Source organism: Micromonospora sp. NPDC005220 (assembly GCF_040607895.1).
Lineage (GTDB): Bacteria > Actinomycetota > Actinomycetes > Mycobacteriales > Micromonosporaceae > Micromonospora.
In genome coordinates this window covers 1-23,563 of sequence record NZ_JBEXHP010000061.1, presented here as the reverse complement: position 1 = coordinate 23,563, position 23,563 = coordinate 1, and the positions used below count along the sequence as shown (strand labels likewise).

27 protein-coding genes are annotated in these 23,563 nt (G+C 69.4%); 11 read left to right on the top strand and 16 right to left on the bottom strand.

Going from position 1 to position 23,563, the window contains the following annotated elements; translation table 11 throughout:
• Positions 1-107 precede the first annotated feature (107 nt).
• From pdxS to ABZU52_RS21300, 3 genes are all read left to right on the top strand, one after another.
• Complete coding sequence (gene pdxS / locus ABZU52_RS21310; RefSeq protein WP_124771630.1) at positions 108-1,025, top strand: pyridoxal 5'-phosphate synthase lyase subunit PdxS; 918 nt, start codon at positions 108-110, stop codon at positions 1,023-1,025.
• Between the two features lie 62 nt (positions 1,026-1,087).
• A complete protein-coding gene (pdxT, locus tag ABZU52_RS21305; protein ID WP_354972736.1) occupies positions 1,088-1,690 on the top strand; it encodes a pyridoxal 5'-phosphate synthase glutaminase subunit PdxT in 603 nt (200 codons plus the stop codon).
• A 272-nt stretch (positions 1,691-1,962) separates the two neighbouring features.
• Positions 1,963-2,715: a YebC/PmpR family DNA-binding transcriptional regulator gene (locus ABZU52_RS21300; protein ID WP_139587604.1), complete on the top strand. Its 753-nt coding sequence runs from the start codon at positions 1,963-1,965 to the stop codon at positions 2,713-2,715.
• A 91-nt stretch (positions 2,716-2,806) separates the two neighbouring features.
• Here ABZU52_RS21300 and ABZU52_RS21295 read toward each other — a convergent pair whose 3' ends face one another.
• Both ABZU52_RS21295 and ABZU52_RS21290 read right to left on the bottom strand, forming a co-directional pair.
• Entirely contained in the window at positions 2,807-3,043 is a 237-nt protein-coding gene (locus ABZU52_RS21295; RefSeq protein WP_354972735.1) for a hypothetical protein, read from the bottom strand.
• A complete protein-coding gene (locus ABZU52_RS21290; protein WP_354972734.1) occupies positions 3,030-3,263 on the bottom strand; it encodes a hypothetical protein in 234 nt (77 codons plus the stop codon). The genes ABZU52_RS21295 and ABZU52_RS21290 overlap by 14 nt, the downstream gene beginning before the upstream one ends.
• A gap of 289 nt (positions 3,264-3,552) precedes the next feature.
• On the opposite strand from ABZU52_RS21290, the gene ABZU52_RS21285 reads away from it, so the two are divergent.
• The 3 genes from ABZU52_RS21285 to ABZU52_RS21275 are packed head-to-tail and all read left to right on the top strand — an operon-like array spanning position 3,553 to position 5,288.
• On the top strand, positions 3,553-4,419 hold the full coding sequence (locus ABZU52_RS21285) for a helix-turn-helix transcriptional regulator (protein ID WP_354972733.1): 867 nt from the start codon (positions 3,553-3,555) through the stop codon (positions 4,417-4,419).
• Complete coding sequence (locus ABZU52_RS21280; protein ID WP_354972732.1) at positions 4,412-4,603, top strand: DUF397 domain-containing protein; 192 nt, start codon at positions 4,412-4,414, stop codon at positions 4,601-4,603. The genes ABZU52_RS21285 and ABZU52_RS21280 overlap by 8 nt, the downstream gene beginning before the upstream one ends.
• Positions 4,604-4,613: 10 nt before the next feature.
• A complete protein-coding gene (locus ABZU52_RS21275) occupies positions 4,614-5,288 on the top strand; it encodes a DUF402 domain-containing protein (RefSeq protein ID WP_354972731.1) in 675 nt (224 codons plus the stop codon).
• A 67-nt stretch (positions 5,289-5,355) separates the two neighbouring features.
• On the opposite strand, the gene ABZU52_RS21270 is transcribed toward ABZU52_RS21275, so the two are convergent.
• The 7 genes from ABZU52_RS21270 to ABZU52_RS21240 form a co-directional block, all read right to left on the bottom strand.
• Positions 5,356-6,417: an ABC transporter permease gene (locus ABZU52_RS21270; protein ID WP_354972730.1), complete on the bottom strand. Its 1,062-nt coding sequence runs from the start codon at positions 6,415-6,417 to the stop codon at positions 5,356-5,358.
• The gene (locus ABZU52_RS21265; protein WP_354972729.1) at positions 6,414-7,307 is read right to left on the bottom strand and encodes an ATP-binding cassette domain-containing protein; all 894 of its coding nucleotides are present in this window, start codon (positions 7,305-7,307) and stop codon (positions 6,414-6,416) included. The genes ABZU52_RS21270 and ABZU52_RS21265 overlap by 4 nt, the downstream gene beginning before the upstream one ends.
• Before the next feature lie 81 nt (positions 7,308-7,388).
• Positions 7,389-8,105 (bottom strand): response regulator transcription factor, encoded by a 717-nt coding sequence (locus tag ABZU52_RS21260; RefSeq protein ID WP_354972728.1) that lies wholly within the window; start codon positions 8,103-8,105, stop codon positions 7,389-7,391.
• A complete protein-coding gene (locus ABZU52_RS21255; RefSeq protein ID WP_354972727.1) occupies positions 8,102-9,427 on the bottom strand; it encodes a sensor histidine kinase in 1,326 nt (441 codons plus the stop codon). Before ABZU52_RS21255 ends, ABZU52_RS21260 begins: the two co-directional genes overlap by 4 nt.
• 122 nt (positions 9,428-9,549) lie before the next feature.
• Positions 9,550-10,497 (bottom strand): permease prefix domain 1-containing protein, encoded by a 948-nt coding sequence (locus tag ABZU52_RS21250; RefSeq protein WP_354972726.1) that lies wholly within the window; start codon positions 10,495-10,497, stop codon positions 9,550-9,552.
• Positions 10,494-10,835, bottom strand: coding sequence for a PadR family transcriptional regulator (locus ABZU52_RS21245; RefSeq protein WP_354972725.1), 342 nt, complete (start codon positions 10,833-10,835; stop codon positions 10,494-10,496). Before ABZU52_RS21245 ends, ABZU52_RS21250 begins: the two co-directional genes overlap by 4 nt.
• 343 nt (positions 10,836-11,178) lie before the next feature.
• On the bottom strand, positions 11,179-11,799 hold the full coding sequence (locus tag ABZU52_RS21240; protein WP_354972724.1) for an L-threonylcarbamoyladenylate synthase: 621 nt from the start codon (positions 11,797-11,799) through the stop codon (positions 11,179-11,181).
• A gap of 132 nt (positions 11,800-11,931) precedes the next feature.
• On the opposite strand from ABZU52_RS21240, the gene dnaE reads away from it, so the two are divergent.
• Both dnaE and ABZU52_RS21230 read left to right on the top strand, forming a co-directional pair.
• The gene (gene dnaE / locus ABZU52_RS21235) at positions 11,932-15,462 is read left to right on the top strand and encodes a DNA polymerase III subunit alpha (protein ID WP_354972723.1); all 3,531 of its coding nucleotides are present in this window, start codon (positions 11,932-11,934) and stop codon (positions 15,460-15,462) included.
• 59 nt (positions 15,463-15,521) lie between these two features.
• On the top strand, positions 15,522-16,727 hold the full coding sequence (locus ABZU52_RS21230) for a beta-propeller fold lactonase family protein (protein WP_354972722.1): 1,206 nt from the start codon (positions 15,522-15,524) through the stop codon (positions 16,725-16,727).
• 40 nt (positions 16,728-16,767) lie between these two features.
• Here ABZU52_RS21230 and ABZU52_RS21225 read toward each other — a convergent pair whose 3' ends face one another.
• From ABZU52_RS21225 to ABZU52_RS21215, 3 genes are all read right to left on the bottom strand, one after another.
• Entirely contained in the window at positions 16,768-17,100 is a 333-nt protein-coding gene (locus tag ABZU52_RS21225) for an ATP-binding cassette domain-containing protein (RefSeq protein WP_354972747.1), read from the bottom strand.
• Between the two features lie 135 nt (positions 17,101-17,235).
• Positions 17,236-17,535: a hypothetical protein gene (locus ABZU52_RS21220; RefSeq protein WP_354972721.1), complete on the bottom strand. Its 300-nt coding sequence runs from the start codon at positions 17,533-17,535 to the stop codon at positions 17,236-17,238.
• A 27-nt stretch (positions 17,536-17,562) separates the two neighbouring features.
• Entirely contained in the window at positions 17,563-17,946 is a 384-nt protein-coding gene (locus tag ABZU52_RS21215; RefSeq protein ID WP_354972720.1) for a hypothetical protein, read from the bottom strand.
• A gap of 32 nt (positions 17,947-17,978) precedes the next feature.
• Here ABZU52_RS21215 and ABZU52_RS21210 point away from each other — a divergent pair, with 32 nt between their 5' ends.
• Both ABZU52_RS21210 and ABZU52_RS21205 read left to right on the top strand, forming a co-directional pair.
• Positions 17,979-18,371, top strand: a complete 393-nt coding sequence (locus ABZU52_RS21210) for a type II toxin-antitoxin system RelE/ParE family toxin (RefSeq protein WP_354972719.1) — start codon at positions 17,979-17,981, stop codon at positions 18,369-18,371.
• Positions 18,371-18,685, top strand: coding sequence for a helix-turn-helix transcriptional regulator (locus tag ABZU52_RS21205; protein WP_121654474.1), 315 nt, complete (start codon positions 18,371-18,373; stop codon positions 18,683-18,685). Before ABZU52_RS21210 ends, ABZU52_RS21205 begins: the two co-directional genes overlap by 1 nt.
• Before the next feature lie 270 nt (positions 18,686-18,955).
• On the opposite strand, the gene ABZU52_RS21200 is transcribed toward ABZU52_RS21205, so the two are convergent.
• The 4 genes from ABZU52_RS21200 to ABZU52_RS21185 form a co-directional block, all read right to left on the bottom strand.
• A complete protein-coding gene (locus ABZU52_RS21200; RefSeq protein ID WP_354972718.1) occupies positions 18,956-19,360 on the bottom strand; it encodes a type II toxin-antitoxin system VapC family toxin in 405 nt (134 codons plus the stop codon).
• Positions 19,357-19,557: a hypothetical protein gene (locus tag ABZU52_RS21195; protein WP_354972717.1), complete on the bottom strand. Its 201-nt coding sequence runs from the start codon at positions 19,555-19,557 to the stop codon at positions 19,357-19,359. The genes ABZU52_RS21200 and ABZU52_RS21195 overlap by 4 nt, the downstream gene beginning before the upstream one ends.
• Before the next feature lie 97 nt (positions 19,558-19,654).
• The gene (locus ABZU52_RS21190) at positions 19,655-20,350 is read right to left on the bottom strand and encodes a response regulator (protein WP_354972716.1); all 696 of its coding nucleotides are present in this window, start codon (positions 20,348-20,350) and stop codon (positions 19,655-19,657) included.
• Positions 20,347-21,933, bottom strand: a complete 1,587-nt coding sequence (locus tag ABZU52_RS21185; RefSeq protein WP_354972715.1) for a sensor histidine kinase — start codon at positions 21,931-21,933, stop codon at positions 20,347-20,349. Before ABZU52_RS21185 ends, ABZU52_RS21190 begins: the two co-directional genes overlap by 4 nt.
• Positions 21,934-22,017: 84 nt before the next feature.
• Between ABZU52_RS21185 and ABZU52_RS21180 the strand changes: the two genes are divergently transcribed.
• Entirely contained in the window at positions 22,018-23,403 is a 1,386-nt protein-coding gene (locus tag ABZU52_RS21180) for a cation:dicarboxylase symporter family transporter (protein WP_354972714.1), read from the top strand.
• The last annotated feature ends 160 nt before the right edge of the window (positions 23,404-23,563 follow it).

Here is a 23,563-nt window from a genome sequence, read left to right as displayed (position 1 = left end):
TGCCACAGTGCAGGCCACCGGGGGTCTGATTGGCTGTCGGTACGGCGTTGAACCGCGCGTAGCATCTTCGCTGCCACCCCCAGAGCACGTCCAAGGAGCGATGACCCGTGCCCGAAAACACCGTCTCGAACACCGGTACCGCCCCCGTCGTCGGCACCGCCCGCGTGAAGCGTGGCATGGCCGAGATGCTCAAGGGCGGCGTGATCATGGATGTCGTCAACGCCGAGCAGGCCAAGATCGCCGAGGATGCCGGCGCGGTAGCGGTGATGGCCCTGGAGCGGGTGCCCGCCGACATCCGCGCGCAGGGCGGGGTGTCCCGGATGAGCGACCCCGACATGATCGACGGGATCATCGAGGCGGTCTCCATCCCGGTGATGGCCAAGGCCCGCATCGGCCACTTCGTGGAGGCGCAGATCCTCCAGTCGCTCGGCGTGGACTACGTCGACGAGTCCGAGGTGCTGACCCCGGCCGACTACGCGAACCACATCGACAAGTGGGCGTTCACCGTGCCCTTCGTCTGTGGCGCGACGAACCTGGGCGAGGCGCTGCGCCGGATCACCGAGGGCGCGGCGATGATCCGCTCCAAGGGCGAGGCGGGCACCGGTGACGTCTCCAACGCCACCACCCACATGCGGAAGATCCGCCAGGAGATCCGCCGGCTGTCCTCGCTGCCGGCCGACGAGCTGTACGTCGCGGCCAAGGAGCTTCAGGCCCCGTACGAGCTGGTCAAGGAGGTCGCCGAGAGCGGCAAGCTGCCGGTGGTGCTGTTCACCGCGGGCGGGATCGCCACTCCGGCCGACGCGGCGATGATGATGCAGCTCGGCGCGGAGGGCGTCTTCGTCGGTTCCGGCATCTTCAAGGCGGGCAACCCGGCTCAGCGGGCCGCCGCGATCGTCAAGGCGACCACCTTCCACGACGACCCGGACGTGCTGGCCAAGGTCTCCCGGGGGCTCGGCGAGGCGATGGTCGGCATCAACGTCGACGAGATCCCGCAGCCGCACCGCCTGGCCGAGCGGGGTTGGTGAGCGCGAGGAGTGAGCCGGTGTTGCGAGCCCCGCAGTCGCGAACGAAGGAAGGGTTGGTGAGGATGGGCGGGCCCGCCATCGGTGTGCTCGCGCTCCAGGGGGACGTCCGCGAGCACGTGGCGGCGCTGGCCGCGGCGGGCGCGGACGCCCGCCCGGTCCGCCGGCCGGCGGAGCTGGACGCGGTCGACGGTCTGGTCATCCCCGGCGGCGAGTCCACCACCATGAGCAAGCTCGCCGACATCTTCGAGATGCGCGAGCCGATCGACAAGCGGATCGCCGACGGCATGCCGGTCTACGGCTCCTGCGCCGGGATGATCATGCTGGCGACCGAGGTGCTCGACGGGCGACCCGATCAACGGGGCTTCGCCGGCATCGACATGACCGTCCGGCGTAACGCGTTCGGCCGGCAGGTCGACTCGTTCGAGGCGCCGGTGACCGTCGCCGGGGTGCCGGGCGAGCCGTTCCACGCGGTGTTCATCCGCGCGCCGTGGGTCGAGCGGGTCGGTGCCGGCGTCGAGGTCATCGGCGTGGTGACCGGCGGCCCGGCCGCGGACCGGATCGTGGCGGTCCGACAGGGCAACCTGGTGGCCACCTCGTTCCACCCGGAGCTGACCGGTGACCTGCGGGTGCACGCGTACTTCGTGGACCTGGTCCGGGCCGCCTGAGCGCGGACGCCGGCCGCCCCGGCACCCGGGCGGGCATGTTTTCCCGCCTTCGGTCGTTGTCTCCTGGGTGGTCCGGGTGCCCCGACGGCACCCCGAGCGGGTCCCGGGTGTGACATGCCCGGGTGTGACCTCGGTAAGATTGCCGCGGTTCGGCAGGGCCGTCGCCCGGCGCGGCATTTCCCGCGGAGCCGACCGGCCGCCGGATCACCGGATGCGGCGCATGATCGGTGCGGCAGTCGACGCAGGCGTGGAATGACAGACGGAGGTAGAAGATGTCCGGCCACTCAAAGTGGGCGACGACCAAGCACAAGAAGGCCGTCATCGACGCCAAGCGCGGCAAGATGTTCGCCAAGCTGATCAAGAACGTCGAGGTGGCCGCGCGGACCGGTGGCGGCGACCCCTCCGGCAACCCGACGCTCTTCGACGCGATCCAGAAGGCGAAGAAGAGCTCGGTGCCGAACGACAACATCGACCGCGCCGTCAAGCGCGGCTCCGGCCTGGAGGCCGGCGGCGCCGACTGGCAGACGATCATGTACGAGGGGTACGGCCCGAACGGCGTGGCCATGCTCATCGAGTGCCTCACCGACAACCGCAACCGCGCGGCGACCGAGGTGCGGACCGCGCTGACCCGCAACGGCGGCTCGCTCGCCGACGCCGGCTCGGTGTCGTACATGTTCTCCCGCAAGGGCGTGGTGATCGTCCCCAAGGAGGGCACCAGCGAGGACGACGTGATGATGGCCGTCCTCGACGCCGGCGCGGAGGAGGTCAACGACCTCGGTGAGGCGTTCGAGGTGGTCTCCGAGCCGACCGACCTGATTCCGGTGCGCACCGCGCTGCAGGACGCCGGCATCGAGTACGAGTCGGCCGAGTCCTCCCTGATCCCCAGCATGAACGTCCCGCTGGACGAAGAGGGCGCCCGCAAGATCTTCAAGCTGATCGACGTCCTGGAAGACTGCGACGACGTCCAGAACGTCTACGCCAACTTCGACGTCAGCGACGACGTGATGGCGGCCGTCGACGCCTGAGGTCCGGCCCGTCCGGCCTGATCCACACCAGGTCGCCGAGGTGGGGGTGTCCGCGCGAGCGGTTGCCCCCACCTTGGCGACCTGACGTGTGTCAGCGCCCCCTTGATCGGCTCGGGATGACGGGTGCCACGGGCAGCAGCCCGGCGGGCTGCACGAAGATCGACCGTCGGGCGATCGCGTCCAGTCTCGGCCCCACCTCGTAGCCGTCGAGCCAGACCCACCCGTCGTAGGTCGGCCAGTCGAGAACGCGGATGACGCGGAACAGGATCGGCCGGCTGAACTGGACACTCGCCGCGCGCGTGACCTGAAAGAGGTCACCCGCCCGCACGGCCGCCGGATTTCCGGTCGCGCCACGCCTTGAGATGACCACTCGCCTCGACCAGCCGGGGACACGAACCGTCCGGCGTGCACCTGATGCAGACGTTGCGATGATGAAAGTCGATCACGTAGGTCGCCATCGTCACGAGAAACGGCGGCTCGTCCCGGGGCTCCTCACCCAACATGGCCATCACCTGCTGGGGCGACGCCGCACTCTTCTTCTCGCTCAACGCGGGCGGCGTGGTGAACCGGTAAGCGCCGGCCCGATCCGGGAACCCGGTCCGCTCCACCACGTCGACTGGCTCATCCGGTCGGTGAAACCACTTCCAACGGCACACGGCCTGCCTCCCGAGATCAATACGAGTAGGGCATCTAGCAGGCAGGATTCAGCACTGTCGAAGTTGTATGCAACACTCCACGTGAGACGTTCATGCTGAGATGCATCTTCGTGCTGGTGATGCGTGGGACGTCTCGTGACGCGCCGCATGACGGCTCAGAATGAGACGAGGACTGGTGCCCATGACCGAAGTCGGATCGACTGTTCCCAGGCGGGAGCTTGGCCGACTGCTGCGACAGGCCAGGGAGCGGGCGGGGATAGGCCTCGAAGCCGCAGCTTCCGATCTTGAATGGTCTCGGGCGAAGATGTACCGCATCGAGTCTGGTCAGACCCCCATGCGGGCACTCGACGTCGAGCAGATGTGCCGGCTCTATGGCGCCGCCGACGAGATGACCGAGGTCCTGGTGAGCCTTGCCAGGGAGTCCAAGAGCAAGGGCTGGTACCACGCCTATGGCGAGATCATCCCCAGGTGGTTCGAGCTCTATGTCGGTCTGGAATCGGCGGCCTGCCGAATCCGTACGTATGAACATGCGCTGGTGCCTGGCCTACTGCAGACGCCGACTTACACAGCCGAGGTGATCCGCACTCGCCAGGGCGTCTCCGACGACGAGGTAGCGAAACTTGTGGGGCTCAGGAGTGAGCGACAGCGTCTGCTCACTCGCAGGCGGCCCGCCGCACCTACCCTTGAGGTGATCATCGAGGAGTCGGTGCTCCACAAGCGTGTGCACGGCATGGCTGAGCAGATCGAGCGGCTGATCGCTGCCGGAGAATCATCCGGGGTGTCCGTCCGGCTCCTGCCGCTTGCCGAAGGCCTGAGTCGAGCGGCGATTGCTGGCAGCTTTGTGATCCTGGACTTCCCGACCAGCGGAGCCAGGTCAGCCGAACCGACGACCGTCTACAAGGAGGGATTGTCGGGAGCGTTGTATCTCGATCGGCTTGAGGAAGTCATAGAGTACGCCGAGGTGTGGAATGTGCTCACGGCCCGCGCGCTGAGCGCCGATGATTCGTGCAGGCTCATGCGAGAAATCAAGGAGAGGCACCATGACTGACCTGACTGGGGCGATGTGGCGCAAGAGCGCGAGGAGCAGCGACTCCGGCAACTGCGTGGAGGTCGCGGACAACCTTCCCGGTGTCGTGGCCGTCCGGGACAGCAAGGACGTCGAGGGGCCGGCGCTCACCTTCTCCCCGGCGGCCTGGGCCGCGTTCGTGACGCACGCCAAGGCCGCCGAGTAGCACGCAACGCGTGATCGACTCGATGTCGTGGAAGCTGCGGGCGGACGAGGAGATTCCGGGGGAGATGGTGGAACGCCGATTCGCGTCGGGTGAGGTCGTCGTCCGGCGGGAGATCCTGCGGGGCGAGGTCTGGTTCGGCTGTCCGACGATCTGCGTCGAGGACTCGCCCGACCTGCTCGCCCTCTACCTCCCACCGGGGGCCGAGTTCGGCTTCCCGACGACCGGCGTCTTTCCGTGCGGGCGGCACCCGTGGGAGACCGCCGGGCACCGCTCCTGGTCGGGGCACGGCAAGCTGATGCTGCAACGCCCCGGTGAGGCGCACTCGATCGACGTGTTCTGGACCGGGCCGGGGCGCGACTTCGCCGGCTGGTACTTCAACCTCCAGGACCCGGTGCGGCGTACGCCGATTGGGGTGGACACCCTGGACCACGAGCTGGACCTGTGGTGGGCCGCGGACGCCGACCGGTACGTCTGGAAGGACGTGGAGATGTTCGCCCAGCGCCTCGTCGAGGGGCGTTACCCGGGCCTGGGGGACGCCATCCAGGCCGAGGGTGAGCGGATCGCCGCCCTGCTCGACGGGGGTGAGCGCTGGTGGGACCCGGCGTGGGCCACCTGGCAGCCCGACCCCGCCTGGACGGCGCCCCCGCTACCCGCCGGCTGGGACCTGGTGCCACCGGCGCGCTGACGGCGTACGGTAGCGGGCGCCGGCATCCGATCAGGACACCGACGCCCGCACGGGCGAAGCGTCGTGCTCAGCCGATGGTCTCCCGCTCCCGCCAGGCGGTACGCAGCGAGGTCCGGCCGTTGGTGCGCAGCAGCGACCCCTCGTACACCCGGGCCCCGGCGAGGAGGAACGCGCCGGCGGCGAGCACCAGGAGGACCAGTGAGACGATCGGCTCCCATCCGGCCGCGTCGCCGGTGAAGAGCCGCAGCGGCATGGCCGTGGGCGACGAGAACGGCAGGTAGGACAGGACCCGCATCGCTGTGGCGTTGTCGTTCAGGAAGATCACCGCGAAGAACGGCAGCATGACGGCGAGCTGCACCGGCGTCGAGACGGCGGCGATGTCCTCCTGCCGGTTGGCCAGCGCGCCGGCCGCGGCCCACATGGCGGCGAGCAGCACGAAACCGATCAGGAAGAACGGCACGAACCAGCCGATCGCCGGGGCGAGCAGGCTGAGCAGACCTCCGCTGTCGCCGATCTGCAACCCGATCACCGCCACCAGCGCGATCAGGGCGATCTGCGCGAACGCCAGGATGGCCCCGGCCACCACCTTTCCGGCCAGCAGGGCCCGGACCGGCACGGCGGCGACCAGGATCTCCACGATCCGGGTCTGCTTCTCCTCGATGACGCTCTGCGCGATCTGCACACCGAACGTCTGCGAGGTGATGAAGAAGACGAACGCGAAGACGAACGGCACCAGGAACGCCACCACCGGGTCGACAGCGTCCGGGTCGAGCAGGCGGACGGTCGGTTGGGTGCTCAGGGCCTTCACCACGTCGTCGGGGGCGTCGTCCATGGCCAGGACGGCCGGTCCGGTGACCACCGCGGCGTCCACGTCGTCGTCGCGGACGGCCTGCTCGGCGGCCCGGTCGTCGGGGACGACCCGGACTTCCAGCCCGGCGGCGCGCAGCGGCGCGGCCACGCTCTCGGTCACGGCCACCGTGGACGGTCCGCCGGAGAACAGCGGCGGCAGGATGGTGCCCGCCGCGGCGATCAACAGGAAGAAGAGGGTGCCGAACAGGAAGGTGCGGTCGCGGATCTTGACGCGGATCTCGCGTTCGGCGACCAGTCGGGTGGCCTGGCTGACGTTCACTGGGTGACCTCTCGGAAGATCTCGGTGAGCGAGGGGCTGACCGGGCGGAAGGCGCGGACCGGGCCGCGGGCGAGGGCCGCCCGCAGCACGGGCTGTTCGTCGGCGCCGGCCGGCAGGTCGAAGACCACCCGCGCGCCGTCCAATTCGACCACTGTCACAGCGGGGTGGTCGCGTACCCAACCGGCGTCGTGCTCCACGACCAGTTCGAAGCGGGGCACGGTGTACGAGTCGCGCAGCTGCTGCCGGCTGCCGGCGGCCCGGATCACCCCGTCCCCGATGATCACCAGGTCGTCGCAGAGGCGCTCCACGACGTCGAGCTGGTGGCTGGAGAAGAGCACCGGCGCGCCGGCCGAGGCCCGTTCCCGCAGCACGGCAACGACGGTCTCCACGGCCAGCGGGTCGAGGCCGGAGAACGGTTCGTCGAGCACCAGCACCTCGGGGTCGTGCACCAGCGCGGCGGCGATCTGGGCGCGCTGCTGGTTGCCCAGCGACAGCGTCTCCAGCAGGTCGTCGGCGCGCTCACCGAGCCCGACCCGGTCCAGCAGCGCGTCGGTGGACCGCCGTGCCGCGGCGGCGTCCAACCCGTGCAGCCGACCCAGGTAGGTCACCTGCTCGCGGGTGGTCATCTTGGGGTAGAGGCCGCGCTCCTCCGGCATGTAGCCGAAGCGCCGCCGGTCCTGCCGGGTCAGCGTGCTGCCGCCCCAGCTCACCTCGCCGGCGTCGGGGGCGAGGACACCCAAAATGATCCGCATGGTGGTGGTCTTGCCGGCGCCGTTGGCGCCCACGAAACCGGTCATCCGACCGGCGCTCACCTCGAAGGACACGTTCCTGAGCACCTGACGGTCGCCGAAGCTGCGGTCGACGCCGTCGAGGCGAAGCGTTCTGGTCACGCCCACACGCTAGATCGATCACGCCGCCGCGCCGTCCGCCCGGCGGGTGAGCGGGCGGGTCCACCTCGCGGCGGACGGCGGTCACCCGCCGGGCCGGACCACCCCGTTCTCGTACGCGAACACCACGGCCTGCACCCGGTCGCGCAGGCCGAGTTTGGCCAGCACCCGACTCACGTGCGTCTTCACCGTCGCCTCGCCCAGGTGGATGGTCGCGGCGATCTCCGCGTTGCTCGACCCGGCGGCGAGCAGCATCAGCACCTCCCGTTCGCGCGGGGTCAGCTCGGCCAGCGCGGCGTCCGCGTCCGGGCCGCGGTGGGCGGTGCCCGCCGGGTCGCCGGGCCGGGCGAAGGTGGAGATCACCCGGCGGGTGATCTCCGGGGCGAGCAGACCGTCGCCCCTGGCCAGCACCCGGATCGCCTCGACCAGTTCCTCAGGCGTGCCGTTCTTCAGCAGGAAGCCGCTGGCCCCGGCCCGCAGCGCGGCGAACAGGTAGTCGTCGCGGTCGAAGGTGGTGAGGATCAGCACCGCAGGCGCCCCGGGGCCGTCGGCGACGATCTGCCGGGTGGCCTCCAGGCCGTCCATCCCGGGCATCTCCACATCCATGAGTACGACGTCGGGGCGGGTGGCCCGGGTCATGCTGACGGCCCGTTCGCCGTCGGCGGCCTCACCGACCACCTCGATGTCGTCCTCCACCTCCAGGATGACCCGGAAGCCGGTACGGACGAGGTGCTGGTCGTCGGCGAGCAGCACCCGGACCGTCCGGCCGGTGTCGGGCGTGTGCTCGGCTGCCGCGCTCATGCCGACGGCTCCACGCCCGCTGTGGCCTGCTGTCTGTCGCTCGGCTCCCGCTGCGGGGCGACCGGGGCGGCCAGGGGGAAACGGGCGCGTACCCGCCATCCGCCGCCGGCCCGTGGCCCGGCCTCCAGTTCGCCATCGTGGGCGGTGACCCGTTCGCGCATGCCGATCAGCCCCAACCCGGCGGTGTCGGCCCGGCCACCGCCGCGCCCGTCGTCGGTCACGTCGACCTCCACCTCCCGGGCCAGGTACCGGACCCGCACGTCGAGCAGGGTCGCCTCGGCGTGCTTCAGGGTGTTGGTCACCGCCTCCTGGGCCACCCGGTACGCCGTCTGGGAGACCGATTCGGGCAACGCGACCGGGTCGCCGTACACCCCGAGGGTTGCCGTCAGCCCGGCGGCCCGAGCCCGCTCGACCAGCTCGTCGATCCGCTCGACGCCGCCGGCCGCCGGCGGCGCGGCGTCGGTGCCGGCGGAGGTCCGCAGCACGCCGAGCATCCGACGCAGCTCGTCGACGGCGGTGCGGGCGCTCTGCTCGATGGCGGTCAGTGCGGTACGGGCCTTGCCCGGGTCGCGGTCGAACACCCGGCGGCAGGCGGACGCCTGCACGCCCATCACCGACACGTGGTGGGCGACCACGTCGTGCAGCTCCCGGGCGATCCGGACCCGTTCGCCGAGCACCGCCCGTTCCCGGGCCTCGGCCTGCGACCGACGCAGGTCCTCGGCCTGCGCGCGCAACTCGTGTTCGCGGCGCGCGGCCACCCACGCGGTCTCGCCGAAGAAGTACGCGAAACCGAAGACCAGCACGTTGAGCAGCACACCGTTGACCATCGCGGCGAGCACCGGGGGCACCGGCCCGACCGCGTCGGCGGAGGCGTCCGCCGGGATGTGGTCGATCATCACCGCGTAGTAGATCCCGAGCCAGGCGAACATCGTGGCGATCACGCCGATCCGCAGCCGGCGGGACAGTTGGCGGTCCTGCCCCCAGGCGCCGAGCGTGTAGAGGGCGCAGAACAGGGCCCAGGAGGAGAACTGGCTCTCCGGGGCCGAGCGTGCCTGCGCGGCGATGAACGCCACCGCGACGACCAGCAGGGTCGCGGTCGGCCGGCGTCGTCGCCAGATCAGCGGAAGCGTCACCGCGACGGTCCAGAACAGCTGCTCCGGCCCGGACGGCGGTGGGCCCAGCAGGAACGCGCCGGTGCTGCGGGCCAGGGTGAGGCTCACCAGCGCCAGCCCGGTCATCCCCAGCCCGATCCAGAGGTCGTTCCGGCGCTGTTCCGTCGTCGGACCCGGACGGCGCCATTCCTCTCGCGGTGCCACGGTCATCCAGGAACGATGCCACGCCGGCCAGCACTGTCGCTCGCCGGGAGGCACGGCGGTGACCTGGCTCGGTGGACGGGCGACGGCCCGGCGCGGGGTACGCGCCGGGCCACCGGGTGGGGTGTCGCTCACGCCGTCCGACGGCGCGTCTTGATCGCGGTGTCGATCAGTTCCCACACCGACACAACGACGGCGCTCAGCGCGACGACGGCCGCGAGGATCTCACGGTTGTCGGCGACCGCCAGCCAGTCGAGCCGCTCGCCGAGGGCCGGGTTGAACAGCCGGTCGGAGAGCGCCAGCCACACCAGCGGAACCCCGAACGCCAGGTTGAGCAGCGCCTTCACCCCGAACAGCGGCCAGCTCCAGCGCCCGATCCGGTACTTGACGATCTCGAACACCACGTCGCCGAGCAGTACGACGATCAGCGCCGGCAGCCAGAACGACCAGAGCGCCGGGTCGAGGATCGGGATGTTGTCGCCATCGGTGGCACGCACCCAGGACTGGTAGTGCTGCAAGGGCAGGTAGCCGATGGTCACCACCAGCATCACCACCGCCGCGATGGTGTCGACGAGGGAGATGTCGCGGTGCGCGGGGACGTCGGGCAGCTCGTCGACGGTCCAGTCGGGCAGGTCGACGGTCGGCCGGAACCGGTCGATGAGGACGAAGGTCAGGGTGAGCCAGAAGGTGATCTGCACTGCCGTCTGCATGGCGACCACGAGGCCCGGCCCGATGGCGCCGAAGCCCCTTCCCTCGGCGACTTCGACGATGGTGAAGATCGTGCCGACGAGTGCCGGGATGAAGCTGAGCAGCAGCTTCAGCAGCCGCCACCAGATCAGGTAGTACGTCGGGCCGAGGAGGTGCATCCGACGGTCGGCGTACCGGGCGGCCAGCCGGTCCGGGTTGCCCAGCTCGGTGAGCACCTCCCGCTCGGCGGCGGTGGCGTCCTGGCCGCCACCGGTCCGGTCCTCGATCATGTCCTCGATGGAGGCGCGCAGTTCGCTGGCGATCTCCTCGCGGCGCGGGGTGGGCACCGATCGCAGGGTCGCGGCGAGATAGCGGTCGGTCAAGGTGTTCATCGGTCCACTCCTCGAATCAGGCCGGTGATGGAGGTCTGTACGGCGGCGAGGTCGCTCAGGAGCCGTTCCAGCATCGACTCGCCCTCGTCGCTGGTCCGGTAGAACTTGCGCGGCCGGCTCTCCTCGGTGTTCCACTCGCTGGTCAGCAGCCCCTGGTCCTCCAGGCGGCGCAGCAGCGGGTAGAGCGTGTTGGCGTCCACCGGGAAGCCGTGGTCGGTGAGCCGTTGGAGCAGTGCGTAGCCGTAGTCCGGTCGGCGCAGCGCGACCAGGCTGGCCACCACGACGGTGCCTCGACGCAACTCCTGTAGGTGCGTCCGTAGAACGTCCTCGCTAACCATGTGTCACACCATACTGTGTGCCACACAGTGTTGTCTACGCCAATAACATTGCATCTGATCGGACGGTTTGGCGATGGGTTCGACGTTTGACGGCACCGGTGGCCGCGGAGGGGTTGTTCGCCCTTTGCTCTGCTGCCGCGGATGCGCCACCCACGGCCGTGCTGGCGCATCCGCGGCAGCAGAGCAAAGGGGCGCGCGCATGGCAGTGGCCCGGCTGCCCGGAGGGCGTCGGGTGCGGTGACTGACGTGGTGCGGTGACTGACGTGGTGCGGTGACTGACGTGGTGCGGTGACTGACGTGGTGCGATAGCTGAAGTGGTGACGCGCTGACCGCGTCGGGCGCGCTACTCGAAGCGGGAGACGTCGCCGGCGCCCCGGCGCAGGACCTCCGGCTCGGGCCCGGACAGGTCGATCACCGTCGTCGGCTCCTTGCCGCAGTCGCCGGCGTCGAGCACCGCGTCGAGCTGGTGGTCGAGCCGTTCCTTGATTTCCCAGCCCTGGGTCATCGGCTCCTCGTCGCCGGGCAGTACCAGCGTGCTGGACACCAGTGGCTCGGCCAGCTCGGCCAGCAGCGCCTGGGTGACGGTGTGCCGGGGCACCCGTACGCCGACGGTCCGCTTCTTCGGGTGCAGCATCCGGCGGGGCACCTCCCGGGTGGCCGGCAGGATGAACGTGTAGCTGCCCGGGGTGGACGCCTTCACCAGGCGGAAGACCGAGTTGCTGATCTGGACGAACTGACCGAGCTGCGCGAAGTCATGGCAGACCAGGGTGAAGTGGTGCCGGTCGTCGAGGTGCCGGATCTGCCGGATCCGCTCCAGCCCGTCCTGGTTGCCCAGCTGAATGCCGAGCGCGTAGCAGGAGTCGGTCGGATAGGCGACCAGCCCACCACCGCGGATCAGGTCGGCGACCTGCCCGATGACCCGGGGCTGGGGGTTCTCCGGGTGTACGTCGTAGTACCTCGCCATGTTCCGAGAATAGTCGTGGGGGAGACGCGGACCACCCTCGGCGCGGACGGTGGAGCCGCCGAGATCACCTCGGTAGGGTAGGTCCCGGTCGGCTCCGACCACCGAGATCCACATCGCCGGGGGGCGCCAGGAATGGCTGATTCGTTCGCGCATCTGCACGTGCACACCGAGTACTCGATGCTCGACGGAGCGGCCCGGCTGAAGGACCTGTTCGCCGAGGCCAACCGGCTGGGCATGCCGGCGGTGGCGATCACCGACCACGGCAACATGCACGGCGCGAACGACTTCTACAACCAGGCGATGGCCGCCGGGATCACCCCGATCCTGGGCGTCGAGGCGTACGTGGCGCCGGAGTCGCGCTATCACAAGGCGCGGGTCAAGTGGGGTCGCCCGGAGCAGAAGAGCGACGACGTCTCCGGTAACGGCGCGATCACCCACAAGACCATGTGGGCGAAGAACGCGCAGGGCCTGAAGAATTTGTTCACCCTCAACTCGCGCGCCTCCATGGAGGGGCACTACGTCAAGTGGCCCCGGATGGACATGGAGCTGATCGCCGAGCACGCCGAGGGGATCATGGCCACCACCGGCTGCCCGTCCGGCGCGGTGCAGACCCGGCTGCGGCTGGGCCAGTTCGACGAGGCCCTCAAGGTCGCCGCCAGCTACCAGGACATCTTCGGCAAGGACAACTACTTCCTGGAGATCATGGATCACGGCCTCTCCATCGAGAGCCGGGTCCGCGAGGGGCTCACCGAGATCGCCCGCAAGCTGGACATCCCGCCGGTGGTCACCAACGACTCGCACTACACCCACGAGGCGCAGGCCACCGCCCACGACGTGCTGCTCTGCGTGCAGACGGGCAGCAACATCGACGACCCCAACCGGTTCCGGTTCGAGGGCGGCGGCTACTTCGTCAAGAGCGCCGACCAGATGCGCGCGGTGGACTCGTCCGAGCTGTGGCAGCAGGGTTGCCGCAACACCCTGCTGGTCGCCGAGAAGGTCGACCCGAAGGGCATGTTCGAGTTCCACAACCTGATGCCGCGCTTCCCGGTGCCCGAGGGGGAGACCGAGGAGTCCTGGTTCCGCAAAGAGACCTTCGCCGGCCTGGCCCGCCGCTACCCGAACGGCATCCCCGAGAGGCACGTCGTCCAGGCGGAGTACGAGCTGGGCGTCATCAACCAGATGGGCTTCCCGTCCTACTTCCTGGTGGTCGCCGACTTCATCCAGTGGGCGAAGAACCAGGGCATCGCGGTGGGCCCGGGCCGTGGTTCGGCCGCCGGCTCGCTTGTCGCGTACGCGCTGGGCATCACCGACCTGGACCCGATCCAGCACGGCCTGATCTTCGAGCGATTCCTCAACCCCGAGCGGGTCTCGATGCCGGATGTCGACATCGACTTCGACGAGCGTCGGCGCGGTGAGGTGATCAAGTACGTCACCGACAAGTGGGGCGAGGACAAGGTCGCCCAGATCGCGACCTTCGGCACGATCAAGGCGAAGGCGGCGATCAAGGACTCGGCCCGGGTCCTCGGCTTCCCGTACGCGGTCGGTGACCGGATCACCAAGGCGATGCCACCGGCGGTGATGGGCAAGGACATCCCCCTCACCGGCATCTTCGACAACAAGCACCCCCGCTACGCGGAGGCCGGCGAGATCCGCGGCCTGTACGACTCCGACCCGGACGTCCGCAAGGTGATCGACACGGCCAAGGGCATCGAGGGGCTGATTCGGCAGACCGGTGTGCACGCCGCCGGCGTCATCATGTCCGCCGAGCCGATCATCGAGCACATCCCGTTGATGCGCCGCGACGCCGACGGGGCGATCATCACGCAGTTCGACTACCCGACCTGCGAGTCGCTCGGGCTGCTGAAGATGGACTTCCTCGGCCTGCGCAACCTGACGATCATCGACGACGCGGTCAAGAACATCGAGCTCAACCACGGCCTGAAGCTCGACCTGCTGGCCCTGCCGCTGGACGACAAGGCCGCGTACGAGCTGCTGGCCCGCGGCGACACCCTGGGCGTGTTCCAGCTCGACGGTGGGCCGATGCGGTCACTGCTGCGGTTGATGAAGCCGGACAACTTCGAGGACATCTCCGCCGTCCTGGCCCTGTACCGGCCCGGTCCGATGGGCGTCGACTCGCACACCAACTACGCGCTGCGCAAGAACGGCCTCCAGGAGATCACGCCGATCCACCCGGAGCTGGAGGAGCCGCTGCGGGAGATCCTGGCGCCCACCCACGGCCTGATCGTCTACCAGGAGCAGGTGCAGCGCGCCGCGCAGATCCTCGCCGGCTACACCCTCGGTCAGGCGGACCTGCTGCGCCGGGCCATGGGTAAGAAGAAGAAGGAGATCCTCGACAAGGAGTTCATCCCGTTCCGGGACGGCTGCCGGGAGCGCGGCTACTCCGACGAGGCGATCCAGGCGGTGTGGGACGTCCTGGTGCCGTTCGCCGGGTACGCCTTCAACAAGGCGCACTCCGCCGCGTACGGCCTGGTTTCCTACTGGACGGCGTACCTGAAGGCGCACTATCCGGCCGAGTACATGGCCGGGCTGCTCACGTCCGTCGGTGACGACAAGGACAAGATGGCGCTCTACCTGTCCGAGTGTCGCCGGATGCGCATCCAGGTGCTGCCGCCGGACGTGAACACCTCGGCCGGGCCGTTCACCCCGGTCGGCAAGGACATCCGCTTCGGCCTGGCCGCCGTGCGCAACGTCGGCGCGAACGTGGTCGCCTCGATCATGCGCTGCCGGGAGGAGAAGGGCGAGTACGCCGACTTCTACGACTTCCTGTCCAAGGTGGACGCGGTGGTCTGCAACAAGAAGACCATCGAATCGCTGATCAAGGCCGGTGCGTTCGACTCCCTCGACCACCCCCGCAAGGGCCTGCTCGCGGTGCACGCCGACGCGATCGACGCGTACGCCGACGTCAAGCGCAAGGAGGCCGTCGGCCAGTACGACCTGTTCGGCGCCGGCTTCGGTGACGCCGACACCGGCAGCACCACGGTGATGCCGACCATCGGCGACAGCGAGTGGGACAAGCGCGACAAGCTGGCCTTCGAGCGGGAGATGCTCGGCCTGTACGTCTCCGATCACCCCCTGTTCGGCCTGGAGCACATCCTCAACGCGGCAGCCGACACCACAATCGCCTCCCTGGCCGAGGAGGGCGCGGTGCCCGACGGGGCGGTCGTCACCCTCGCCGGCATCCTGTCCGGTGTGCAGCGCCGGGTCACCAAGCAGGGCCGGGCCTGGGCGTCGGCCACTCTGGAGGACCTGGCCGGTGGGGTGGAGACGCTGTTCTTCCCCAACACCTACGAGGTGATCGGGCAGTACATCGCCGAGGACGCCATCGTGGTGGTCAAGGGTCGGGTGGACCGCCGAGACGACACCCCACGGATCATGGCGATGGACATGTCCATGCCGGACGTCAGCACCAGCGCCACCAACAAGCCGGTCACCCTCACCATCCCGGTGCACCGGTGCACACCACCGCTGGTGGAGAAACTCAAAGAAACCCTGGTGCTGCACCCCGGCGACACCGAGGTGCACGTCAAGCTCCAGAACGGCGGGCGCACGACCACGCTGCGGTTGGGGCCGTTCCGGGTGGCGGCGACGACCGCACTGATGGGTGACCTGAAGAGCGTCCTCGGCCCGGCCGCCGTGAGCTGACCTGGTGGACCGTGGGAGATCACCCCACCATTGGGGTGAATGCCCATTATTGTCATGCTATGGTAGCGTATCGTCGCCTGCGGGCCGTGGTCCCCGCCCTGGCACTGGTGGCCGGCCTCGCGTCCTGCACCGACCGGACGCCCACTGACAAAGCCGATGCCGGGTCGGCCCCTACCGGGCCGACCTCAGCCGGGGCGACCGCGGCGTCACCGACCGATTTTGGCCCGCTGGCACCGGGGATGCCGACCTATCCGGCGGCCGGCAACGTCTACGCCGCCGCCGGCCCCGACCAGCTGACCGAGGCGGTACGCGGCGACCGCCCGATGGTGTACGTGCCGAACACCAAGAGCAATGATGTCTGGTTGATCGACCCCGAGACGTACCAGGTGGTGGGGAAGTTCCCCGGCGGCCCGGAGCCCCAGCACGTCGTCCCCTCCTACGACCTGCGGACGCTCTACGTGGCGTCCAGTCAGATCCCCAAGGGCGGCCTGATCCCGATCGACGCCCGGACCGGTGAGCCGGGCGAGTTCCGCAACCTCGAGGACGTCTACAACCTCTACTTCACCCCCGACGGCAAGCAGGCGATCGTGGTCGCCGAGGCGTACCAGCGACTGGACTTCTACGACCTGGCCAACTGGCAGCGGGTGCGCTCGGTGCGGTTTCCCGAGTGCGGCGGCATCAACCACATGGACTACTCCGCCGACGGCCGGACGATGCTGTTCAGTTGCGAGTTCGCCAACCGGATGCTGGTGCTGGACACCGCCTCCCTGCGCAAGGTACGCGAATTTCGCCTCACCCGAACGCCCGACGGGATGCCGCAGGACACCCGGCTGACGCCGGACGGCCAACACTTCCTCGTCGCCGACATGCACGCCAACGGGGTGTACGTCTTCGACGGCCAGGCCACCCGGCAGACCGCGTTCATCCCCACCGGCCGGGGCGCGCACGGCATCTACTTCAGCCGGGACGCCCGGCAGGCGTACGTCACCAACCGCGAGGAGGGCACGGTGACCGTGCTCGACCTGGCTGACCTGAAGCGCACCGCGACCTGGCGGATCCCGAACGGCAGCCCCGACATGGGCGGCCTGTCCGCCGACGGCAAGGTGCTGTGGCTCTCCGGGCGCTTCACCGACGAGGTGTACGCGCTGGACACCGCGACCGGCAAACTGCTGGCCCGGATCCCGGTCGGCAAGGGCCCGCACGGCCTCACCGTCTGGCCTCAGCCCGGTCGCTACTCCCTGGGCCACACCAGCAACATCCGCTAGCTGACGGCCGACGTTCGTCTGGCCGGGCCGCGACGCCGCGTCAGCCCTGGTCGGGTGCCGCGATCTCGCGCAGCTGGCCGTCGGCCAGCCGCAGCCAGCGCTGCACGCCGATCTCGGCGAGGAACCGTTCGTCGTGGCTCACCACGACAAACGCACCCTGGTACGCGGACAGCGCGTTCGCCAGTTGACCCACGCTGACCAGGTCCAGGTTGTTTGTCGGCTCGTCGAGCAGCAGCACGTTCGGGCGGCGCAGCAGCTGCGCCGCCAGGCCGAGGGAGACCACCTGACCGCCGCTGAGGGTGTGCAGCCGGCGGTCGAGCGACAGTTCACCCAGGCCGAGTCGGTCCAACTCGGAGCGGGTGCGCTCCTCGATGTCCCGACGGGCGCTTCATACTGCGGGATCTCCGACTGTCGGTTGGGTTGGCGCGGTGCTTGGAACAAGCCAGCTGCGTGGGATGCGGACCGTGTAGCCGCCCGTTCTCGTCCTGCCGGCCGGCGGGCAAGATCGCTAACGGTATCGGCCTGGGCCTTTGGCGTACAGCATGTACAGCATTGGCCCGATGGGAAACGACAGCACGATGATCAGTGCCCAGGTGTTGCGGTTGAAGTAGCGCAGATCGCGGTCGCTGGTCTGAGCCAGATCTGCCAGGAAACGCCGGTCAAACCAGATCACCACGCTCATGATCGCCACGACCGTGATCAGGGCGATCGTCAGGTTGCTCGTCGTTGCCTCCGTGCGAGTTGCGGTGAAAGTCCGCTGGTTGCCGGTGCGCTGATCGCCTGGCTGCCCGGCTGCCGGCGAGGCCAAGATTACTCGTGCAGCGTTCGGGCCGGCTCAGGCTGTCGGCGAGGTTGGCGGACGTGGCTGGAGCCGGAACGAGTTGGCGATCTTCTGCCGGTAGACCTCTTGGGTAGCGGGGTCCCAGGGGATGCACCAGCGTCTACTGGGACCACGGCGGGCGGGCACCTGCCCGAGGCGCAGCCAGTTGTAGACCGCGTCGGCGGGGATACCCAGTTCCGCGGCGGCCTGTTTGACGCTGACTTCGCCGTCGTCGACCGCGACCGTGCGTGGCCCGTAAATCTTGTAGACGTGTCGCAGCGATGCCACGTTGGCGGCGCTGCGGGGCTTGCCCTTGCCACTGGTCAGCCCGGCGGCGTTGAGGATCTGGGCCAGTTGCGCGCTGGTGTGGGTGGCGCCGTGGCGGCGCATCAGCTCCACCGCTTCTGTATAGTCCAGGCTATAGTTGGTCCATGTCTCATGAGCCGCCACGTCGCTGGGCGATCAAGACGACAACGGAAGTGCGCGACTGGTTGCGATCCCTGCGCCAGGCTGACCCTGCGACGTATCGGTCGGTCAACGTAGCGATCGACTTGCTCGCGGAGACCGGGCCGGGCCTGGGGCGGCCCATGGTCGACACGCTCAAAGGTTCGAGCATCAGCAACCTCAAGGAACTCCGACCGAGATCTGGAAGGGACGTCGCCGTTCGGGTGCTGTTCGTCTTCGATCCCTGGTCCCAGGCGGTGCTGTTGGTGGCTGGCAACAAGGCAGGGGATTGGAATCGATGGTACGAGAAAGCGATTCCAGTGGCCGAGATTGCGTATGAGGGCTGGCTTGCCTTCGAGAGGAAGCGGAGGGAGGCCTGATGAGCGACTTCCATGATTGGAACGACATCCGGGCTGAGCTGCACGACGGAGACGATGAAGCGCTCGACGCAGAACGTGCCCGCACCGAGGCGTGGATCAGCGCGTTCCACCTTGCCGAAGAGCGGAAGCGGCTGGGCCTGACCCAGCGGCAGGTGGCCGAGTTGATGGGTGTCACGCCCGGCCGAGTCAGCCAGATCGAGAACGGTGATCTGGAGGCCAATGAGGTCGCGACGCTGAGCCGATATGCACGAGCGCTCGGCGCCCGGATGCGGATCATCTTCGACTACGGCGACGACCTCCGTCAGATCGCCTGATTCGACGGCCAGGCCACGCGGCAGACCGCGTTCATCCCCACCGGCCGGGGCGCGCACGGCATCTACTTCAGCCGGGACGCCCGGCAGGCGTACGTCACCAACCGCGAGGAGGGCACGGAAACTGTCCAAGATTGCCAGCGATGGCGGGTGAAGCGGCCCGAGGTCGTGCCGTACGGGAGCGTCTGGCCCGTGTCGCAGCCGGAGGTCGACTCGCCGCGACACGTCCCCCACCGACGGGCGTCGGCGGTCAGGTCCCTTGGAATAGATCGTTTAGGTGACGTCGAAGAGGTGCAGCCCGTCGTACTCAGCGAAGTCGGCGTAATCCTTGCTGTTGAAGGTCGCCAAAGGTAGGCGGTCGACAAGACAGCACGCGGCGATCCACGAGTCGTTTGTTGGCCGGTGCCTCCCCCGGTGCTGAGCCCGCGCCTGATGGTGGCCCCAGGTTACCGCCACCGCCTCGTCGAAGGGGAGCAGCACGATCCCCGAACGCCACTGGGCGAGATCAGCCAGCTTGCGCGGCCCCCAGCTGCGCAGTGCCGTCCACTTGGTCAGCTCTCCTAGCGTCACGAAGGTGATGCAGAGGGTCTTACCTGCCAGGCGGGCGCGAAGGCGTTCAGGTAGCCTCCCGCGGAGAATTGCTGACGCTACGTCGGTGTCCAGAACGACGAGGCTCATGCGGCGCCGGCCCGCCGGGAGGAGTACAGGTCGGCGAGGAACTCGTCCAGTTCCTCGTCCGACTCGAACAGGCCCGGACGAGCCAGGTCGTCCACGGAGGCGATCGGCTGAATGCCCTGACGACGGGCCAACTCCTCAGCTGGCACGTGCTCAGCCGTCGGCCATTCGGGCATGTGCTCGGCATTGCTGGACGTCATGGCTCACTCCTGCGTGTCGGGTCGCCCGCAATTCTTCCACTTCCGACATCGATGAATGGCATCTCGCGTCGATGTCGGGGAGAAAGCTGTGGACCGCTCAACGGGGTCGGTACTCGACCTCGGGGCGGCCGGGGGTGCCGTAGCGGGGTTGGCGGACAGCGCGGTCGACGGTGACCAGGTACTCCAGGTAGCGGCGGGCGGTCACCCGGGAGATGCCGGTCGCCGCGCTCACCTCGGTCGCGGACAATCCCGCCTGCGGACCGGACCCGTCGGCCAGCGCCGCGCGTACCCGGGTGAGGGTCTGCGCGTCGAGGCCCTTGGGCAGGCTGTGCCCGGCGGTGCCGCGCAGGGTGGCGAACATCTGGTCCACCTCGTGCTGGGCGGCGACCTCGCCGTCGGCGAGCGCCTGGGCGCGGTAGTCGGCGTAGCGTTCCAGCTTGTCGCGGAACGCCGCGAAGGTGAACGGTTTGAGCAGGTAGTGGGTCACCCCGAGGGACACTGCGGTGCGCACCACCGCCAGGTCCCGCGCGGACGTCACCGCGAGCACGTCGACGCTGCTGCCGGCCGCGCGCAGCGCCCGGCAGACGTCCAGGCCGTGCAGGTCGGGCAGCCGAAAATCAAGGAGTACGAGGTCCACGTCGCCGCCGTCGTTGGTGCGCAGGGCCGCCATCGCCGCCCGCGCGGTGTGCGCCACCCCGACCACCACGAAACCGGGAACCCGTTCGGTGTACGCGCTGTGCGCCTCGGCCAGCAGCGGCTCGTCCTCGACGACCAGCACCCGGATGTCGGTCACGACCGCTCACCCCCGCCGGGCAGCCGGACGGTGAACAGGCTGCCGCCGTCGTCCGAGCGGCCCACCTCGTAGCTGCCGCCGTGCCGGCGGACCACCTGACCGACCAGCGCCAGGCCGAGGCCTCGGCCGGTGCTCTTGGTCGACCAGCCGCGCCGGAACGCGTCGGCGACCCGCTCGGGGGCCAGGCCGGGGCCGCTGTCGGCGACCCGGACCACCAGCTCGTCGTCGGCGGTGCCGACGAAGACCCGCACCCGGCGTGGCGCCGGCGTACCGGCCACCGCCTCCAGGGCGTTGTCGACCAGGTTGCCGACCACGGTGAGCAGGTCACCGGTCGGCAGTGGGCTGTCGTCGAGGCGGCAGTCCGGCTCGATGACCAGATCCACTCCGCGCTCGCCGGCCTGTGCGGACTTGCCGAGCAGCAGGGCGGCCAACGCCGGCTCGGTCACCGCGCCGACCACCCGGTCGGTCAGCTGTTGGGCGAGGGCCAGGTCCCGGGTGCCGAGCCGGACGGCCTCGTCGGCGCGGCCCAGCTCGACCAGGGTCAGCACGGTGTGCAGCCGGTTGGCCGACTCGTGGGTCTGTGCCTGCAACGCCTCGGTCAGCGCCCGCACCGAGTCCAGCTCGCTGGCCAGCGTGCGCAGCTCGGTCTGGTCGCGCAGGGTCAGCACGGTGCCGAGCACCGCGCCTTCGAAGCGGGTGGTCCGCTGGTTGGCGACGAGCACTCGGTCACCGGCGAGGATCGGCTCGTCACGGGCGTCGCGTCCGGAGTCGAGCAGCTCGGCCGCCGCCGGCGGCAGATCGATCCCAGCCACCGGCTGGTCGATCACCGGCGCGTCCGCGTCGAGCCCCAACAGCCGGCGGCCCTCGTCGTTCACCAGCGCCACCCGACGATCGGTGGTCAGCACGACGAGACCTTCGCGCACCGAGTGCAGAACGGCGTCGTAGTACTCGTACATCCGGGTCATCTGCGCCGGACCCAGACCGTGCGTCTGCCGTCGGAGCCGGCGGCTGAGCAGCCAGGAGCCCGTCGCGGCGAGCACCAGAGCCGGTGCGGCCACCCCGAACAGCACCGGCAACTGGCCGAGCAACTTACGGTCGATGGCCCGGGTGGTGATGCCCACCGAGACCAGACCGACGAGGCGTCGCTGTTCGTCGTACACCGGAACGACCGCGCGCACCGACTCGCCGAGGGTCCCGACGTTGGTGGTGGTGAACGGGCGGCCCGCCAGGGCGGGCCCGATCTCGCCGACGAACGGCTCGCCGATCAGGTCCTGCGTCGGGTGCGAGAAACGGGTGCGGTCGGGGGCCATCACCACCACGAAGTCGGTGCCCGTCGCCTTCCGGGTCGATTCGGCGTACGGCTGGAGGATGCTGGCCGGGTCGGCGGTGGTGAGGGCCGCGCGGACGTCGGGGGAGCCGGCCACGGTCTGTGCCACCGCGAGCACCTCCTCCTGAGCGGCCTGGCGGGAGTCGCTGCGGGCCAGCCAGACGGCGCCGGCCGCGCCGGCCAGCACGAGCAACGTCACCACCACCGCCTGGAGGGCGAAGAGTTGCCCCGCGATGCTCCACTGGCGTCGGGCCACCTCCACCACCTCCTCTGCCTCATTCGCGGTGAACAGAATGACCGCAAGGCTGTCAACGGGTGAGACGCGCTTCACATTGTCGACATGGACACCACCACATCCGCCACCACCCCGGCACCGGCGGCCCGCCGGGACCGTACCCGTTACCTGTATCTGGCCGTCATCGTGGCCGTCGTCGCCGGCATCGTGGTCGGCCTGGTAGCCCCCGATTTCGGCAAGGAACTCAAGCCGATCGGCACCGGCTTCGTCAACCTGATCAAGATGATGATCAGCCCGGTCATCTTCTGCACCATCGTGCTCGGCGTCGGCTCCGTCCGGCAGGCCGCGAAGGTCGGCAAGGTCGGCGGCCTGGCCCTCGGCTATTTCCTGACCATGTCGACAGTCGCGCTCGCCATCGGCCTGGTCGTCGGCAACCTCATCCACCCCGGCTCCGGCCTGAACCTCGGTCCGGACCTCGCCGGCTCCGGCAAGGCTGCCGCCGGCGACGAGGCCGCCGGTACGGCGGACTTCCTGCTCGGGATCATCCCGACGACGCTGGTCTCCGCGCTCACCGAGGGCAAGGTGCTCCAGACGCTGCTGGTCGCCCTGCTGGTCGGCTTCGCCGTCCAGGCCATGGGTCGGCGGGGTGAGCCGGTGCTCAACGCCATCACCGTCATCCAGCGGGTCGTCTTCAAGGTCCTCGCCATGATCATGTGGCTGGCGCCGATCGGCGCGTTCGGCGCGATGGCCGCCGTGGTCGGCGCGACAGGCGTGGACGCCCTCAAGAGCCTCGCCCAGATCATGGTGGGCTTCTACCTCACCTGTCTGATCTTCGTGCTGGTCTTCCTGGGCGCGCTGCTGTGGTTCGTGGCCCGGATCTCGATCTTCTCGCTGCTGCGTTACCTGGGCCGGGAGTTCCTGCTGATCCTGTCGACCTCGTCCTCGGAGTCGGCGCTGCCCCGGTTGATCGCCAAGATGGAGCACTTCGGTGTGAGCAAGCCGGTCGTCGGCATCACGGTGCCGACCGGCTACTCGTTCAACCTGGACGGTACGGCCATCTACCTGACCATGGGGTCGCTGTTCATCGCCGACGCGCTGGGCAAGCCACTGGCCATCGGCGAGCAGATCTCGCTGCTGCTGTTCATGATCATCGCGTCGAAGGGTGCCGCCGGAGTCACCGGCGCCGGGCTGGCCACCCTCGCTGGCGGCCTCCAGTCACACCGACCGGACCTCGTCGACGGGGTCGGGCTCATCGTCGGCATCGACCGGTTCATGTCGGAGGCGCGGGCGCTGACCAACTTCGCCGGCAACGCGGTGGCGACAGTGCTGGTGGGAACCTGGACCGGCGAGTTCGACCGGGACCGGGCAGCCGGCGTGCTGAGCGGCAACGACCCGTTCGACGAGGCCACCATGGTCGACGAGCACCACGACGACGAGGCGGCCCCCCGCCCCGACGACAAGGAGACCGCGCCGGCCGGAGCGCCCGCCTGATGCACGGCGTGGACCGGGCTCGCGGTGGCCTCGGGCCGCCACGACCCCGGTCCACGCCGTGATCCACTCCGCTTCCTGAATACCGGGGCTTCCGAGCGGCCCCGACACCGCGATTTCCTGAAATCCGAGTCGATCTCCGGGCGGCGGGCGGCGGGCGGCG

Excerpts from the sequence above, each read along its gene's own strand:
- pdxT (WP_354972736.1), top strand. The coding sequence starts at position 1,088 with ATGGGCGGGCCCGCCATCGGTGTGCTCGCGCTCCAGGGGGACGTCCGC.
- ABZU52_RS21300 (WP_139587604.1), top strand. The coding sequence starts at position 1,963 with ATGTCCGGCCACTCAAAGTGGGCGACGACCAAGCACAAGAAGGCCGTC.
- ABZU52_RS21285 (WP_354972733.1), top strand. The coding sequence starts at position 3,553 with ATGACCGAAGTCGGATCGACTGTTCCCAGGCGGGAGCTTGGCCGACTG.
- ABZU52_RS21280 (WP_354972732.1), top strand. The coding sequence starts at position 4,412 with ATGACTGACCTGACTGGGGCGATGTGGCGCAAGAGCGCGAGGAGCAGC.
- ABZU52_RS21260 (WP_354972728.1), bottom strand. The coding sequence starts at position 8,105 with ATGAGCGCGGCAGCCGAGCACACGCCCGACACCGGCCGGACGGTCCGG.
- ABZU52_RS21255 (WP_354972727.1), bottom strand. The coding sequence starts at position 9,427 with ATGACCGTGGCACCGCGAGAGGAATGGCGCCGTCCGGGTCCGACGACG.
- ABZU52_RS21250 (WP_354972726.1), bottom strand. The coding sequence starts at position 10,497 with ATGAACACCTTGACCGACCGCTATCTCGCCGCGACCCTGCGATCGGTG.
- ABZU52_RS21245 (WP_354972725.1), bottom strand. The coding sequence starts at position 10,835 with ATGGTTAGCGAGGACGTTCTACGGACGCACCTACAGGAGTTGCGTCGA.
- ABZU52_RS21240 (WP_354972724.1), bottom strand. The coding sequence starts at position 11,799 with ATGGCGAGGTACTACGACGTACACCCGGAGAACCCCCAGCCCCGGGTC.
- dnaE (WP_354972723.1), top strand. The coding sequence starts at position 11,932 with ATGGCTGATTCGTTCGCGCATCTGCACGTGCACACCGAGTACTCGATG.
- ABZU52_RS21230 (WP_354972722.1), top strand. The coding sequence starts at position 15,522 with ATGGTAGCGTATCGTCGCCTGCGGGCCGTGGTCCCCGCCCTGGCACTG.
- ABZU52_RS21210 (WP_354972719.1), top strand. The coding sequence starts at position 17,979 with ATGTCTCATGAGCCGCCACGTCGCTGGGCGATCAAGACGACAACGGAA.
- ABZU52_RS21205 (WP_121654474.1), top strand. The coding sequence starts at position 18,371 with ATGAGCGACTTCCATGATTGGAACGACATCCGGGCTGAGCTGCACGAC.
- ABZU52_RS21200 (WP_354972718.1), bottom strand. The coding sequence starts at position 19,360 with ATGAGCCTCGTCGTTCTGGACACCGACGTAGCGTCAGCAATTCTCCGC.
- ABZU52_RS21195 (WP_354972717.1), bottom strand. The coding sequence starts at position 19,557 with ATGACGTCCAGCAATGCCGAGCACATGCCCGAATGGCCGACGGCTGAG.
- ABZU52_RS21180 (WP_354972714.1), top strand. The coding sequence starts at position 22,018 with ATGGACACCACCACATCCGCCACCACCCCGGCACCGGCGGCCCGCCGG.